The sequence below is a fragment of the Pseudomonas sp. URIL14HWK12:I12 genome (assembly GCF_003097135.1).
GTDB lineage: Bacteria > Pseudomonadota > Gammaproteobacteria > Pseudomonadales > Pseudomonadaceae > Aquipseudomonas.
Genome location: NZ_QEQL01000008.1, coordinates 20878 through 37270, shown reverse-complemented (window position 1 = coordinate 37270; position 16393 = coordinate 20878). Strand labels below are relative to the sequence as shown.

Sequence of the window (16393 nt, the reverse complement as noted above, 5' to 3'; positions counted from 1 at the left end):
GGTCAGTTGACCACTTCGACGCGGTCCACGTCGATTTCGCGGCTGGTCAGCTCTTTGTCGACCTCGCCATGCAGGCGCACGCGGGTTTTCTCGTTCACCTCAACGCCAGCCGGCCATTTGTCGTGGTCGATCTCCACATGGATGCTGCCGGTGCCGTCGCGGAACTCGTAGGTGTCACCTTTGACCTTTTGGATCACCTGCCCCTCCAGCATCACCGGCGCATCATCCGGCGCACTCTGTGCAGCGGAGACGGTGGTGATATTGCCGGCATTGGGGCCGCTGTAGCCGCCCGCGGCGGAGTTGGGGCCAGAATAGTTGCCGGCGCTCTGGGCATGGGCGACACCTGCGACCAAGGGCAGCAGGCAGAACAGCAGATGGCGTGGTTTCATGGGTATTGCCTCGTTGTGAATGTCGATGAGCACATCCTATCCAGACAAGCTGAAACCACGCTTAATTCAGCAGTGATACTGCACCGAAAGCTCGTGCACCGCCTCGATGAACGCGCCGGCATGGGCCGGGTCGACTTCCGGGGTGATGCCATGCCCCAGGTTGAAGACGTGGCCGCTACCTTGGCCATAGCTTTGCAGAATGCGCGCGACCTCGGCACGGATGGCCGCAGGCTTGGCATAGAGCACGGTGGGGTCCATGTTGCCCTGCAGCGCAACCTGCTGGCCAACCCGCTGGCGCGCTTCGCCGATGTCGCACGTCCAGTCCAGGCCCAATGCATCGGCCCCGGCTGCGGCGATCTTCTCGAGCCACAGGCCACCGTTCTTGGTGAACAGGATCACCGGCACCGGCCGGCCCTCATGCTCACGGATCAACCCACTGACGATCTGGCGCATGTAGGCCAGGGAGAAGGTTTCATAGGCTGCGCTGGAGAGGTTACCGCCCCAGGTGTCGAAGATCTGCACCGCCTGGGCACCGGCGCGAATCTGCCCGTTCAGGTAGGTGGTCACCGACTCGGCCAGCTTGGAGAGCAACAGGTGCAGCGCCTGCGGGTTGTCGTAGAGCATGGCTTTGGTCTTGCGGAAATCCTTCGAAGAGCCGCCTTCGACCATGTAGGTGGCCAGCGTCCACGGGCTGCCGGAGAAGCCAATCAACGGCACTCGGCCATCGAGCGCTTGGCGAATGGTACGCACCGCGTCCATGACATAGCCCAGGTCTTTCTCCGCGTCGGGCACCGGCAGCGCCTCGATGTCGGCAGGGGTGTCGATCACTTTGCGAAAGCGCGGGCCTTCACCGGTCTCGAAATACAGGCCCTGGCCCATGGCATCGGGAATGGTGAGGATGTCGGAGAACAGGATCGCCGCGTCCAGTGGGTAGCGCTCCAGCGGCTGCAGCGTCACCTCGCAGGCGAACTGGGGGTTCTTGCACAGGCTCATGAAGTCGCCGGCCTTGGCGCGGCTGGCCCGGTACTCCGGTAGATAACGGCCGGCCTGGCGCATCATCCACACAGGGGTCACGTCCACCGGCTGCTTGAGCAGGGCGCGAAGGAATCGGTCGTTCTTCAGGGCAGTCATAACGGCATCCGGGAGGAAATTGCGGGCATTTTCGCAGAGCCCAAACGAAAAGGCACGGCGCAGGGCCGTGCCTTGAATCAACGATTGAGGTTGGACAGCTCAAACCCCCAGATAATCCAGAATCCCTTCTGCTGCGTTGCGCCCTTCGTAGATCGCCGTTACCACCAGGTCAGAGCCGCGCACCATGTCGCCGCCCGCGAAGATCTTCGGGTTGCTGGTCTGGTGCTTGAAGGTCGCCTGTGCCGGGGCCACGACACGGCCCTGGCTGTCGATGCCAATGCTGTGCTGCTCGAACCACGCTGCCGGGCTCGGGCGGAAGCCAAATGCGATGACCACGGCATCGGCCGGCAGGATCTCTTCGGACCCCGGGATCGGCTCGGGGCTGCGGCGGCCACGTGCGTCCGGTTCGCCCAGGCGGGTTTCCACCACCTTCACGCCTTCCACCCGATCCTCACCAACGATGGCGATCGGCTGGCGGTTGTAAAGGAACTTCACGCCCTCTTCCTTGGCGTTCTTCACCTCTTTGCGCGAACCAGGCATGTTTGCCTCGTCACGGCGATAGGCACAGGTCACCGCCTTGGCGCCCTGGCGGATCGAGGTACGGTTGCAGTCCATCGCGGTGTCACCACCCCCCAGCACCACGACCTTCTTGCCCTTCATGTCAATGAAGTCTTCCGGGGACTTTTCGAAGCCCAGGTTGCGGTTGACGTTGGCAATCAGGAAATCCAGCGCGTCATGCACGCCAGGCAGGTCTTCGCCAGGGAAGCCGCCCTTCATGTAGGTGTAGGTGCCCATGCCCATGAACACCGCATCGTACTCGGCAAGGAGTTGCTCGATGGTCACGTCCTTGCCGATCTCGGTGTTCAGGCGGAACTCGATACCCATGCCGGTGAACACTTCGCGGCGATTGCGCAGCACGCTTTTTTCAAGCTTGAATTCGGGAATACCAAACGTCAGCAGGCCGCCGATCTCAGGGTTCTTGTCGAACACCACCGGAGTCACCCCTGCGCGCACAAGCACGTCGGCGCAGCCCAGGCCAGCAGGGCCGGCGCCAATCACCGCCACGCGCTTGCCAGTGGGCACCACGCGCGACATGTCGGGGCGCCAACCCATGGCAAAGGCGGTGTCGGTGATGTACTTCTCCACCGAACCGATGGTCACCGCACCAAAGCCGTCGTTCAGGGTGCAGGCGCCTTCGCACAGGCGGTCCTGGGGGCATACGCGCCCGCAGACTTCCGGCAGGGTGTTGGTTTGGTGGGACAACTCCGCAGCGGCCAGGATGTTGCCTTCGGACACCAGCTTCAGCCAGTTGGGGATGAAGTTGTGGACCGGGCATTTCCATTCGCAATAGGGGTTGCCGCACCCCAGGCATCGGTGCGCCTGCTCGCTGGATTGTTGCGGCTTGAAGGGTTCGTAGATCTCCACGAACTCCTTCTTGCGTTGGCGCAGCAGTTTTTTCTTCGGGTCCTTGCGGCCCACTTCGATGAACTGAAAGTCGTTGCTCAAACGTTCGGACATGGTCGCCTCATAGGCGCAGCTACAAGCTTCAAGCTTCAAGCTGCAAGCAAAGTCGTAAATGCGGCGGGCGGGCCACTGGCCCCGCCCGCTAGGCGTCGGTTACTGCGGGTTGGCCCGGGTGCTCGACAGCAGGTTCTTGAGGCTGGCAGCCTTGGGCTTGACCAGCCAGAAGCGGCGCAGGTAGTCGTCGAGGTTTTCCCAGACGTCATGCCCCCACTCGCTGCCTGTCTCCTTCACATATTCGGCCAACACCCCTTCCAGGTGGCTGCGGTAGGCTTCCATCGCCTCGCCGCTGATCCGCTGGATCTCCACCAGCTCGTGGTTCACGCGGTCCACGAAGGTGTTGTCCAGGTCCAGCACATAGGCAAAGCCCCCGGTCATCCCGGAGCCGAAGTTGTAGCCCGTTTTACCCAGCACGCACACGAAGCCGCCGGTCATGTATTCACAGCAGTGGTCACCGGTGCCCTCGACCACGGCGTGCACACCGGAGTTGCGCACGGCGAAGCGTTCGCCCGCAGTGCCGGCGGCGAACAGCTTGCCACCGGTAGCGCCGTAGAGGCAGGTGTTGCCGATGATTGCCGACTCCTGAGTCTTGAACGGGCTGCCCTTGGGCGGCACGATCACCAGCTTGCCGGCAGCCATGCCCTTGCCTACGTAGTCGTTGGCATCGCCTTCCAGGTACATGTTCAGGCCAGCGGCGTTCCATACGCCGAAGCTCTGGCCCGCCGTGCCTTTGAAACGGAAGGTGATCGGCGCATCGGCCATGCCCATGTTGCCGTAACGGCGGGCGATCTCACCGGAAATACGCGCACCGATGGAGCGGTCGCAGTTGCACAGGTCGAGCTCGAACTCGCCGCCTTTGCGACCTTCGATAGCCGAAAGCGCCATGTCGACCATCTTCTCGGCGGTTTCGCCCTTGTCGAACGGAGGGTTGCGGTCCACCTGGCAGAATTGCGGCTTGTCTTGCGGGATATGGTCGCTGCCCAGAAGCGGGGTCAGGTCCAGGTGCTGCTGCTTGGCGGTCTGGCCGCTGATCACTTCGAGCAGGTCGGTTCGCCCAATCAACTCGCCCAGGCTACGCACGCCCAGCCGTGCCAGCCACTCGCGGGTTTCTTCGGCCACGTAGGTGAAGAAGTTGATCACCATCTCGACCGTGCCGATGTAGTGGTCCTTGCGCAGTTTCTCGTTCTGAGTGGCAACGCCAGTGGCGCAGTTGTTCAGGTGGCAGATGCGCAAATACTTGCAGCCCAGCGCGATCATCGGCGCGGTGCCGAAGCCGAAGCTTTCAGCGCCCAGAATCGCAGCCTTGATCACGTCCAGGCCCGTCTTCAGGCCGCCGTCGGTCTGCACCCGCACCTTGCCGCGCAGGTCGTTGCCGCGCAGGGTCTGGTGGGTTTCGGCCAAGCCGAGCTCCCAGGGGGAGCCGGCGTACTTGATCGAGGTCAGTGGCGAGGCGCCTGTGCCACCGTCGTAGCCGGAGATAGTGATCAGGTCGGCATAGGCTTTGGCCACGCCAGCGGCAATGGTGCCGACCCCAGCTTCCGACACCAGCTTGACCGATACCAGCGCCGCTGGGTTGACCTGCTTGAGGTCATAGATCAACTGGGCCAGGTCTTCGATGGAATAGATATCGTGGTGCGGCGGCGGCGAGATGAGCGTGACGCCGGGCACCGCGTAGCGCAGCTTGGCGATCAGGCCGTTGACCTTGCCGCCAGGCAACTGCCCGCCTTCGCCCGGCTTGGCGCCCTGGGCTACCTTGATCTGCAGCACTTCGGCGTTGACCAGGTATTCAGGGGTTACACCGAAACGGCCGGTGGCCACCTGCTTGATTTTCGAGCTGCGAACGGTGCCGTAGCGCGCCGGGTCTTCGCCGCCTTCGCCGGAGTTGGAACGTGCGCCCAGGCGGTTCATCGCCTCGGCCAATGCTTCGTGCGCCTCAGGCGACAGGGCACCGAGGGAAATCCCGGCAGAATCGAAGCGCTTGAGGATCGCTTCCAGTGGCTCGACCTCTTCCAGCGCCAGCGGCTGGGCGGCCTCCTTGACCTTGAGCAGGTCGCGGATCATCGACACCGGGCGCTGGTCGACCAGCGCGGAGTATTCCTTGAATTTCTCGTAGTTGCCCTTCTGCACCGCCGCTTGCAGCGTGTTGACCACGTCAGGGTTGTAGGCGTGATATTCACCGCCATGCACGAACTTGAGCAGGCCGCCTTGCTGGATGGGCTTGCGCGCGATCCAGGCTTCGTTGGCCAACGCCTTCTGCTCGGCTTCCAGGTCGACGAAGCGCGCACCCTTGATACGGCTGGCAACGCCGCGGAAGCACAGCTCGGTGACTTCGTCGGCCAGGCCAATGGCTTCGAACAGCTGGGCGCCGCGGTAGGAGGCGATAGTGGAGATACCCATCTTCGACAGGATCTTCAGCAGGCCCTTGGTGATGCCCTTGCGGTAGTTCTTGAACACCTCGTACAGGTCGCCCAGCACCTCGCCGGTGCGAATCAGATCGCCCAGCACTTCGTAGGCCAGGAACGGATACACCGCCGAGGCACCGAAGCCCAGCAGCACGGCGAAATGGTGCGGGTCGCGGGCGGTGGCGGTCTCGACCAGGATGTTGCTGTCGCAGCGCAAGCCTTGCTCAGTCAGGCGGTGATGCACCGCGCCTGTGGCCAAGGCCGCATGCACCGGCAACTTGCCCGGGGCGATGTGGCGGTCGCTCAGCACCACTTGGGTGCAGCCTGAACGTACGGCCTCCTCGGCCTGGTCGGCGATGTTGCGCACCGCTGCCTCAAGGCCCATGGCCTCGTCGTAGTTCAGGTCGATGATGTAACGCCGGAAGCCTTCGCGCTCCATGGTCATCAGGGTGCGCCACTTGGCTGGCGAGATGATCGGAGAGCTGAGGATCACCCGCGAGGCGTGCTCGGGCGATTCCTGGAAGATGTTGCGCTCGGCACCCAGGCAGATTTCCAGCGACATCACGATCGCTTCGCGCAGCGGGTCGATCGGCGGGTTGGTGACCTGTGCGAACTGTTGGCGGAAATAGTCGAACGGGGTGCGTACCCGCTGCGACAGCACGGCCATCGGCGTGTCATCGCCCATTGAGCCAACCGCTTCGTAGCCCTGTTCGCCCAACGGGCGCAGGACCTGATCGCGCTCTTCGAAGGTGACCTGGTACATCTTCATGTACTGCTTGAGTTGCTCAGGCGAGTAGAACGCCGAGCCGTGGTCTTTGTCTTCGAGGGTGGCCTGGATGCGCTGGGCGCTCTTGCGCAGCCATTGCTTGTACGGATGGCGCGATTTCAGGCGGTTGTCGATATCGTCGGTTTGCAGCACCTGGCCGGTTTCGGTGTCGACGGCGAGGATCTGCCCCGGGCCGACCCTGCCCTTGGCAATCACGTCTTCAGGCTTGTAGCCCCATACACCGATTTCAGAGGCCAGCGTGATGTAGCCATTCTTGGTGGTGACCCAGCGCGCCGGGCGCAAGCCGTTGCGGTCGAGCAGGCACACCGCGTGGCGGCCTTCGGTCATCACCACACCGGCAGGGCCGTCCCACGGTTCCATGTGCATGGAGTTGAATTCGTAGAACGCGCGCAGATCGGAGTCCATGGTCTCGACGTTCTGCCAGGCCGGCGGAATGATCATGCGCACGGCACGGAACAGGTCGATACCACCGGTGACCATCAGCTCGAGCATGTTGTCCATGCTGGAGGAGTCGGAGCCCACGCGGTTGACCAGCGGGCCCAGTTCGTCGAGGTCGGGGATCAGGTCGTTGGCGAACTTGGTGCGCCGCGCAACCGCCCAGTTGCGGTTACCCGTGATGGTGTTGATCTCGCCGTTGTGCGCCAGGAAACGGAACGGCTGCGCCAGCGGCCACTTGGGCATGGTATTGGTAGAGAAGCGCTGGTGAAACACGCAGATCGCCGTTTGCAGCCGCTCGTCGCTCAGGTCTGGGAAGAATGCGGCGAGGTCCGCCGGCATCATCAAACCCTTGTAGATGATGGTTTTGTGCGAGAAGGAGCAGATGTAGTGCTCCGTGTCCTCGGCGTTTGCGACCGAGGAACGGCGGCGAGCGCTGAACAGCTTGATAGCGAACTGCTGGTCGGTGAGGCCTTCACCGCCAATGAAAACCTGCTCGATCCTGGGCAAACGCTCCAGCGCCAGTTGGCCGAGCACGGAGGTATCGATCGGCACTTCCCGCCAGCCGATCAGCTCGAGGCCAGCCGCGAGGATTTCGCGGTTCATGTTCTCGCGCGCAGCTTCGGCGCGGGCGCTGTCCTGATTCAGGAACACCATGCCCACGGCATACTGGCGGGGGAGCTCACGGGCAAAGGCATCCTTCGCCACGGCACGCAGGAACAGGTCCGGTTTTTGAATGAGCAAGCCGCAACCGTCGCCGGTCTTGCCGTCGGCGTTGATCCCACCACGGTGGGTCATGCACGTCAGGGCGGCGATGGCCGTATTCAGCAAATCATGGCTCGGAACGCCCTGCATATGGGCGATCAGGCCAAATCCGCAGTTATCCTTGAATTCATCGGGACGGTACAGACCTGTTTTCATAGACACTATCTCACCAGGCTCGCCTGTTTTTCAGGCGAATTCTTTACGATTCAACCACTTACCATCCACGCTGAACGTACGCCAGCTTTGCGGGGCAAAAGGGCAGCCATTGTACACAGCAGGTGCTGGCCTCACAAATTTTGCGACGAAATGCCGAAAATACCTGTCGCCAATCTGAATGTTTTGAATTGATTTTTCGAGTATGCGACCTGGCTGAGTCTGCTGAATTATCGTGCCGTGCGCAATGGGGCGGGGAGTAACAGGGGGCCTTGGGGCAGCAAAGCCCGCCGTGCGTTGCGCGGCGGGCTTCGGGAGGTAAAGCGGCAGGCGCCTGAGCGCCTTGGCTCAGTGGGCGGCGTTCAACTCTTGCTGGACGCTCGCCACGGTACGAGGCCAAGGTTTACCAGCCTGGACCTTCGCTGGCAAGTTCTTGATCGCAGCCTGGGCCGCGTCACGGCTGGGGAAGTTGCCGTAAGTGATCACGTACAGCGGCTTGCCCTGCAGGGTTTTCTTGAAGTATCGGTACTGGCCACCCTGCTCGCGAACATAGGCTTGCGCGGTGCTTTCGTTGCTGGTGCCGAGGATCTGCACAACGTAGCTGCTGGGCGACTGGCTGCTGTACCAGCTGCTGCCGGCCGCAGCGGGTTTGGCGGCCGCGGGTTTTTCAGCGGGTTTTTCCGCCGCCTTCGGCGCCGGCTTGGCAGTGGCCAGTTGCTGCTGGGCGGCAGGCTTGGCGGGCTGCGGCTTGTTCGCCGCCGGCTCTACCGGGCGCTGGGACGGCACGGCAGCCGGCTGCACAGGCAGTGAGTTCTGAGCGTTGGCGACCGAGTTGGCCGGTGGCGCACTGGTGGTCACCGTCGGCGGCGGAGTAGAGCCATTGGGCACCGGGACGCCGCCTTCGTCGCTATCGCCACCGGCAGCCGAAGCCAACGGCTCGCGCATCACCGGTTGCTGGCCATTCATCGGCAGCGGGCGGCTGTTGCCTGAGAACTCAACGGACGGATTGCCGTTGTCGTTAGGCTGAGCATTGGACGGCTGGCCCTGGCCCAGCGGCAGCTGCGCCTGTACCGGTGCATTGCTCGGCGCCTTGCCGCGGCCCGACATGATACCTGCAGCGCCCGCGATCACCACTACGGCGGCGGCAACGCCAATCACATACTTCTTCGGCATCTTGAATTTGAACCCCATCGTTGGACGCTTCACCGCGGAGCGGCTGGCGATCATGGCCTCGATCATCGAGTCGCGGGCTACCTGGTTGATCGGCCCAGGCCAGCCACCGGACGCCTCGTGGACTTCGGCGATCTGGTCATTGGTGAACAAGCCTATCCCCTGGCCCGCCCCTTCGAGGCGCAGCGCAAGGTACTCGCGTGTTTCTTCCTCGGTATACGGTTGCAGTTCGATGATGTGATAGCGATCTTCGCCCACGCTGGCTTGGCCGAGCGCGTCGATCAGGGACGGCTCACCGAACAGGAACACATGCGGGCGCCCTTCCGGCGTTCCCTGAGCCAGCGCCAGCAGCGCTTCGATCGCTGAATCGTCGAGTTGTTCCGCATCGTCGACCAGCAGGTACACCTCCTGGCCGGTCAGCCCCAGCTGCACGACCTGAGCCAGGGCCGCGCCAACCTCAGGCTGGGCAACGCCCAGGGCCTGAGAGACCTGCCCCAGCACACTGGCGGCATCGCCAGCGCCGCGCGCCGAAACCACCACACTCTGTACCGACTGCTTGTTGGTGCTGGCCACCAAGGCCTGGCGCAGCAAGGTCTTGCCACTGCCCTGCGGGCCAGTGACCACGAGCATCATTTGGCTGTAACGGGCTAGATGGTGCAGTTGCCCCAGCACCGGCTTGCGCTGCGCAGGAAAGAATTTGAAACCCGGAACCCGAGGGGCGAACGGATCATGATCAAGCTGGTAATGGCCGAGAAAAGCCTCATCGGCATGAAGACTGGACATTGAACCCTCATTTACCTTGCAACTGGGCGGCGATGGCTGCGTAGTCTGCAGTCAACGTGGCCTGGAGTACGTCTTGTGGGTATTGATCGGTGACCGTTGCCTGGCCCATGGCCTGCAACAGCACCAGGCGCATACGCCCATCGAGCACTTTCTTGTCGACGGCCATGTGGCGCAGGAAATCTTCGGGCGACATCTCGGCCGGTGGCACCACCGGCACGCCCGCGCGCATGAGCAGGCCAATGCCCCGGTCGCGGTCGGCCTGGCTGATCCAGCCCAGCCTTCTCGACATCTCTAGCGCCATGGCGGTGCCGGCGCCTACCGCCTCGCCATGAAGCCATACACCATAACCCATATGGGTTTCGATGGCGTGGCCGAAGGTATGGCCCAGGTTGAGCGTGGCGCGCACGCCGCCTTCGCGCTCGTCGGCATTGACCACATCGGCCTTGGCCTGGCAGGAGCGGCGGATCGCCTCGGTCAGCGCCACCGGGTCGAGTGCCATCAAGGCCTCGACGTTGCTCTCCAGCCAGCCAAGAAAGGGCTCGTCGCAGATCAGGCCGTACTTGATCACCTCAGCCATGCCGGCGGAGAGTTCACGTGGGGCAAGCGTGCGCAAGGTCGCGATGTCAATGATGACGGCCTTGGGCTGATAGAACGCCCCGATCATGTTCTTGCCCAACGGGTGGTTGATGCCTGTCTTGCCACCCACGGAGGAGTCGACCTGCGAGAGCAGCGTGGTAGGTACCTGGATGAAATCTACGCCCCGCTGGTAACAGGCAGCAGCGAAGCCCGCCATGTCGCCGACCACGCCCCCGCCCAGTGCAATCACGGTGGTGCGGCGATCGTGGCGGGCGGTAAGCAGGCCGTCGAAGATCAACTGCAGCGTTTCCCAGTTCTTGTGGGCTTCCCCATCGGGCAGCACGACGGAAACGACCGAGCGGCCTTCCAGTGCGGCGCTTAATTGCTCAAGGTATAAAGGGGCTACCGTCTCGTTGGAGACGATCGCTACCTGCTTGCCGGCCAGGTGCGGCACGAACCATTGCGGGTTGGCCAACAACTGCTCACCGATGTAGATCGGGTAGCTGCGCTCGCCAAGGTCAACCTTCAGTGTTTGCATTCAGTCCGCCAGATCGGGGCTGCGCCCCTCGTGCATGTTCCATTGCCTGCTACGCTCAACGCGGAGGCAGCTGCTTGAGCCTTTCGAGAATGTCCAGCACAACCATACGCGGTGGGCGCTCATCGGTTTCCACAACGATATCGGCGATTTCCCGATACAGCGGGTCTCGCACTTCAAGCAGCGCTCGTAGAGTACTCTCAGGATCAGCGGTGCGCAGTAGTGGCCTGTTGCGATCACGCGCTGTACGCCCGACTTGCTGCTCCACCGAGGCGTGAAGGTAGACCACCCGCCCGCCGGCGTGCAGGGCCTTGCGGTTTTCGTCGCGCATCACTGCGCCCCCGCCGGTGGCTAGCACCACGCCGTCGTAGGTGCAGAGCTCCGACAGCATGGCTGTTTCGCGCGCGCGAAAGCCCGCCTCGCCCTCTTGGTCGAAGATCCATGGAATGTCGGCGCCGGTGCGAGCTTCGATTTCCTTGTCGGAGTCGCGAAACGGCAACCGCAGTTCTTTGGCAAGCAAACGGCCGATGGTGCTCTTGCCAGCCCCCATCGGCCCAACGAGGATCAAATTTCGCACAGAATCAACGACTCACCGCAATCGCCTGGTTGTTCATGATACGCGGAGTCAGGAATACCAGCAGCTCGGATTTGGTCTCCGAAACGACGTCCCGACGGAAAAGGCGACCAACATACGGCACATCGCCGAGAAATGGCACCTTGTCGACGGTTTTATTCTGCGAATTGGAGAAAACGCCCCCGATCACGATGGTTTCGCCATCGTTGATCAGCACCTTGGAGTTCACCTCGTTCTTGTTGATCGGCGGCACACCGAGCACTTCGTTGAGGTAATCGGGCTCATCCTTTGTGACCTTCACTTCCATGATGATGCGGTTGTCGGGCGTGATCTGCGGAGTTACCTCCAGCGAGAGCGAAGCTTCCTTGAACGACACGGTGGTAGCACCGCTGGAGCTGGCCTCCTGATACGGCACCTCGGTCCCCTTGAGGATCTTGGCGGTTTCCTTGTCGGAGGTGATCACCTTGGGCTGCGATACCACCTCGCCGTTGCCGGTCTTTTCCATTGCGGAAAGCTCAAGGTCGATCAGGGTGTTGTTGGTGACGAAACCGATGCCTATGCCACTGGTGGCACCTGCAGCGCCCATGTCGACGAAGGGTACGTTGCTGCCTGCCGCAGTGCCGGTGTTGCCATCGATGTCGCCCGAGGAATTCAAGCCCCCGATCGACGTGTTTCCATGGCCTCGAGAGGTTCCACCCCAGCGCACACCGAGGCGTTTGTCATAGTCGACCGTAGCCTCGACGATGCGTGCCTCGATCATGACCTGGCGCACCGGGATGTCGAGCTGGGCGACGATCCGACGCAGCTCATCCAGGCTCTCCTGAGTCTGATAGGCGATGATACTGTTGGTCCGGTCGTCGACGGTGATCGAGCCGCGATTGTCGCCGCCGCTGTCGCTATTGCCGCCCCCGGCGCCGTTGCGCCCGCCCGTGCCGGTCACCGACTGGAACAGCTTGGCGATGTCGGCAGCCTTGGCGTAATTCACCTGAATGAGGTCACGCCGCAGCGGCGCCAACTGCTGGATCTGCCGTTGGGATTCCAGCTCTTGGCGCTCGCGCGCCGCAATCTCGTCAGCAGGTGCCACCAGCAGCACGTTGCCGACCTTGCGTTTGTCCAGCCCCTTGGTTTTGAGCACCAGGTCCAGGGCTTGATCCCAAGGCACGTTCTGCAAGCGCAAGGTAATGTTGCCTTGCACGGTATCGCTGGCCACCAGGTTCAGGTTGGTGAAGTCAGCGATCAGCTGCAGAACCGAACGTACGTCGATGTCTTGAAAATTCAGCGACAGCTTGTCACCGGTGTAGATGTTCTTGTCGGCATTGCGCTTGGCGAGGTCTTCGTTGGTGAGCGGTCGCACACTGATGGTCAAGCGGTTGTCGGTCTGATAAGCCGAATAGTCAAAGGTGCCCGTAGGCTCGATGGTGATGGTGGCTGAGTCCCCACTCATGCTCGAGCTGACGTATTGCACGGGCGTGGCGAAATCCTTGACGTCCAGGCGTACGCGCAATGGGTCGGGCAGCTGCGTCTTGGCGAACGTAAGCACGATCTTGCCGCCCATTTCTTTTATGTCAGGAGCCACGCCCTGCTCGCTCAGGTCGACCACCACATTGCCTTCGCCCAGCTCGCCGCGCTGGAAGTCCACATTGCGAATCGCCTTGCCTACCGGCGCCTGCGCTGTGGCCGCGGCCCGCGCACTGGCCACCGGCGGCGGCACGCTGGCCGCAGAGCGACTGGCTGCCTGCAAGGCATTGGCCCCCTCACCGATCAGAACATAGACGTTATTGCCTTCAGCGCGGGTGCTGTAGGGCACCAGGGTATTGAGGCTAACGATCAGCCGCGTACGGTTCTGCGCCTCTACCACCACCAGGCTACGGGCGTTCCCGGAGCCGAGATCGCGGCCACTGCTGGCCAGGCGGTTGGTAACGCCCGGCAGGTCCAGTGCGATGCGCGCGGGCTGATCGGTGGTATAGCCGCGCGGGGCTGGCACAGGGCTGTCGAACGACAGCTTGAGCTCCATGCGATTGCCCGGCAGGTTCGCCACATCGATGGCCTTGAGGCTGGCAGCCAGCAATGCCGGCGACAGCAGGGCCATCCCAAGCGAAACGCCCAGCGCGCTAATAATTCTCTTCATCACCGAGTTCCACTGTGCATGCTAGACCACATCATTACGAATGCTCCTTGAGCGCAATACTGCGCGGCCGCTCGATCCAGCCACCTTCGCCATCAGGCACCAGCTCCATCACATCGACTTCGCTGTCGGTAATCGCCGTTATCTTGCCATCGTTCTGACCAAGGTAGTCGCCCACCTTGACCCGGTGCACACCACCGGCACCCCGGATCAACGCGAAGCGACCAGAGGGGTTTTCCAGCAGGCCTACCATCTCGAACTGCTCGATGTTGAAGCCCTCCAGGAATTGCTTGACTCGATTGGGGTCGGGCTTGATCAGGCGTGACCCCTTGGGTTTGTTCACCACCACCCGTACAGGGGGCTCAAAGGGATTGCGCAGGTTCGAAGCCTGGTAAGTGAACGGCTCATACGCCTGAAACGTCGGGATCGGTTCGATTCGCCCCTTGGGCTTTGCGTTGACTTCGGCCATCCAGGCCTTGATATCGGAGAAGTCATCTGCACCGCAGGCGCTGAGCGCCAGGCAGGCCATCAACACGCCCACAAGCCTGCTCGCACGCGTCATGGCTTGCCCCCTTGGGCTGCCGGGGCAGCCTTGGAAGCATCAGCCTTCTCGTTGTACCGATAGGTCTTAGCCAGGATGGTCATGCGCAATGGGCTGGTGGAGTCCTTGTCGGCAGGCTGGATATCGAAGTCATGCAACGTCACGATACGCGACAGGCTGGATATACCGCTGACGAACGTCGCCAGGTCGTGGTAGCTCCCGGTCACTGTCATCTGAATCGGCAGCTCTACGTAAAACTGTTGAGTCACCTCCGGCAGCAGCTTGATTTCTTCGAAATCGAGGCCGGCGCCCAACCCGGCGCGAGTGATGTCCTCAAGCAGGCCAGGCACCTCGGTGTCGCTGGGCAGCTGCCTCAGCATAGTGCCGAAGGTGGTTTCCATCTCCTGCAATTGCGCCGTGTAGGCTTCAAGGTTTGCGGCCTGGAACGACTTGCTTTCGTACTGCTGCTTGAGCTGCTCTTCCTGGGCGGCACGGCTGTCGAGGTCAGCTTCAAGGTCCTGCAAGTGAAAGTAATAACCAAGGCCCAGCAGCAGAAGTGCCAGCAGGACGGCGCACAGCCCCTTGATAACGCCCGGCCAGGACCCGATGTTGCTGGCATCCAACTCGCTGAGCTGCACTTCACGCAAGCTGGCGAACCACGCTTTGATGTCGAGATTCATTGCGCCTCAGCCTCCGCATCGGCCGGCGGACGGGTTTGCTGCACCGTCAACTGAAAGCGGTTGTTCTGCTCGGTGTCACCATTGCCGGCCTTCACCTCCGCAAGGCTCGGGGCGTCCAGCCAAGGCGACGCGTCGAGGTTGCGCATCAGCTCGGAAACCCGATTGTTCGACTCGGCGGCGCCGCTGATGGAGATTTGAGTGCCCTGCAATTTGACCTCCGTGAAGTACACACCGTCGGGCAGTGTGCGTACCAGCTGGTCGAATACCCGCCCGATCACCGGACGGTTGCCTTGCAGGTCCTGGATGATTTTCATACGCGCGATCAATTGCTTGCGGCGTGTCTTCAAGTCGCTGATGGCCTTGATGCGCACGTCCAGGCGAGTGTTCTCCGACTGGATGAAACTATTGCGAGCTGTCTGGGTGGCGATTTCACCGCTGATCACCTGGTCGGCGATAAACAGCACCAGCAGACAGAACGCTGCCACGCTCCCCAAAATAATGAAGAACTGTTTCTTTCGCTCTTCGCGGCGCTGCTCGCGCCATGGCAGCAGGTTGATCGTGGCCATCAGTCGAAACTCCTCAGGGCAAGGCCACAGGCGATCATCAATGCTGGCGCATCACTGGCCAGCGCCCCTGCATTGACCTTGCTGTTGAGAGCCATTTCGGCGAAGGGGTTTGCCACCATGGTGGGCGTGCCCAGGCGCTGCTGCACCAATTGGTCGAGCCCGGCGATCGATGAAGTACCACCGGCCAGCATGATGTAGTCGACGTCATTGTGCTGGCCAGCGGCGAAGAAAAACTGCAGCGAGCGAGACACCTGCTGAACGACAGCGTCCTTGAAGGGTTGCAGCACCTCGCTCACGTAATCGTCAGGCAAGCCGCCCTGCTTTTTGGCAAGCCCGGCTTCCTCGAACGTAAGCCCATAGCGCCGCTGGATCTCTTCAGTGAGCTGGCGCCCACCGAATAGCTGTTCACGGGTATAGATGATGCGGCCGGCGTGCAGCACGCTGAGGGTGGTCATGGTAGCGCCGATATCCATGACAGCGACGGTCAAAGGGCGGTCGCTGCTTGCCAGCTGCGGCGCGATCAGGCTGTAGGCCCGCTCGAGGGCATACGCCTCGACATCGACCACCCGCGCGGTAAGCCCGGCGATAGCCAGCGCAGCCTCGCGCACTTCGACGTTTTCCTTGCGGCAGGCTGCCAGCAATACCTCGACACGTTCAGGGTTGCGCGGCGATACCCCTTGAACTTCGAAATCGATGGCCACTTCTTCGAGCGGATAGGGAATGTACTGGTCGGCCTCGACCTGGATCTGGTTTTCCATCTCGTCTTCGGAAAGGCCGGTGTCCATCTCGATGGTTTTGGTGATCACCGCCGAGCCGGCCACCGCGACCGCGACCGTGCGCGAGGCCGCCTTGGCCTTGACCAGCAGGCGTGCCAGGGCGTTGCCTACACCTTCGAGCTCGGCGATGTTCTTCTCGACCACGGCGTTTGCGGGCAGCGGTTCCACGGCATACGACTCGACCTTGAATCGGCCGCCCGACCGGCTCAATTCCAGGAGCTTGACCGTGGTGGAGCTGATATCGATCCCCAGTAGCGAATGCGCTTTTTTGCTGAAGAGTCCTAGCACTACCGATTCCCTAGCATTATCCGCGACTTACGGACCGTTTATGTTACAAGGCATTTAATAGCAGTCTTGACAGAAGCGCAAATGACGCTCAGTACCAAATTGCTTATAATGCCCAGCGCTTTTTTCCATGCGCCCAGCGCGCGTGCCTAACTCATTATTTTCACTGGAAACCCGACTACCTTGATTCGCCTGCTCA

The 16393-nt window shown here is 62.0% G+C and carries 12 protein-coding genes; all 12 read right to left on the bottom strand.

What is annotated here, in order from left to right:
- Positions 1-2: 2 nt before the first annotated feature.
- Complete coding sequence (locus F474_RS21185) at positions 3-389, bottom strand: YgiW/YdeI family stress tolerance OB fold protein (protein WP_097089540.1); 387 nt, start codon at positions 387-389, stop codon at positions 3-5.
- A gap of 66 nt (positions 390-455) precedes the next feature.
- Positions 456-1520: a uroporphyrinogen decarboxylase gene (hemE, locus tag F474_RS21180; RefSeq protein ID WP_097089610.1), complete on the bottom strand. Its 1065-nt coding sequence runs from the start codon at positions 1518-1520 to the stop codon at positions 456-458.
- A 99-nt stretch (positions 1521-1619) separates the two neighbouring features.
- The gene (locus F474_RS21175) at positions 1620-3038 is read right to left on the bottom strand and encodes an FAD-dependent oxidoreductase (protein WP_097089543.1); all 1419 of its coding nucleotides are present in this window, start codon (positions 3036-3038) and stop codon (positions 1620-1622) included.
- Between the two features lie 99 nt (positions 3039-3137).
- A complete protein-coding gene (gene gltB / locus F474_RS21170; protein WP_097089546.1) occupies positions 3138-7586 on the bottom strand; it encodes a glutamate synthase large subunit in 4449 nt (1482 codons plus the stop codon).
- A 345-nt stretch (positions 7587-7931) separates the two neighbouring features.
- On the bottom strand, positions 7932-9536 hold the full coding sequence (locus F474_RS21165) for an AAA family ATPase (RefSeq protein ID WP_097089548.1): 1605 nt from the start codon (positions 9534-9536) through the stop codon (positions 7932-7934).
- 7 nt (positions 9537-9543) lie between these two features.
- Positions 9544-10650 carry a 3-dehydroquinate synthase gene (gene aroB, locus F474_RS21160; RefSeq protein WP_097089551.1) on the bottom strand — a complete coding sequence of 369 codons (1107 nt, stop codon included), beginning with the start codon at positions 10648-10650 and terminating at the stop codon, positions 9544-9546.
- A gap of 55 nt (positions 10651-10705) precedes the next feature.
- The gene (gene aroK / locus F474_RS21155) at positions 10706-11224 is read right to left on the bottom strand and encodes a shikimate kinase AroK (RefSeq protein ID WP_097089553.1); all 519 of its coding nucleotides are present in this window, start codon (positions 11222-11224) and stop codon (positions 10706-10708) included.
- A 4-nt stretch (positions 11225-11228) separates the two neighbouring features.
- Complete coding sequence (gene pilQ, locus F474_RS21150) at positions 11229-13349, bottom strand: type IV pilus secretin PilQ family protein (RefSeq protein WP_097089555.1); 2121 nt, start codon at positions 13347-13349, stop codon at positions 11229-11231.
- A 34-nt stretch (positions 13350-13383) separates the two neighbouring features.
- Positions 13384-13908, bottom strand: a complete 525-nt coding sequence (locus tag F474_RS21145) for a pilus assembly protein PilP (protein WP_165830354.1) — start codon at positions 13906-13908, stop codon at positions 13384-13386.
- Positions 13905-14567, bottom strand: a complete 663-nt coding sequence (locus F474_RS21140) for a type 4a pilus biogenesis protein PilO (protein WP_097089557.1) — start codon at positions 14565-14567, stop codon at positions 13905-13907. Before F474_RS21140 ends, F474_RS21145 begins: the two co-directional genes overlap by 4 nt.
- Positions 14564-15133, bottom strand: a complete 570-nt coding sequence (locus F474_RS21135; RefSeq protein WP_097089559.1) for a PilN domain-containing protein — start codon at positions 15131-15133, stop codon at positions 14564-14566. The genes F474_RS21140 and F474_RS21135 overlap by 4 nt, the downstream gene beginning before the upstream one ends.
- Complete coding sequence (locus tag F474_RS21130) at positions 15133-16197, bottom strand: pilus assembly protein PilM (protein ID WP_097089561.1); 1065 nt, start codon at positions 16195-16197, stop codon at positions 15133-15135. The genes F474_RS21135 and F474_RS21130 overlap by 1 nt, the downstream gene beginning before the upstream one ends.
- Between the last annotated feature and the right edge of the window lie 196 nt (positions 16198-16393).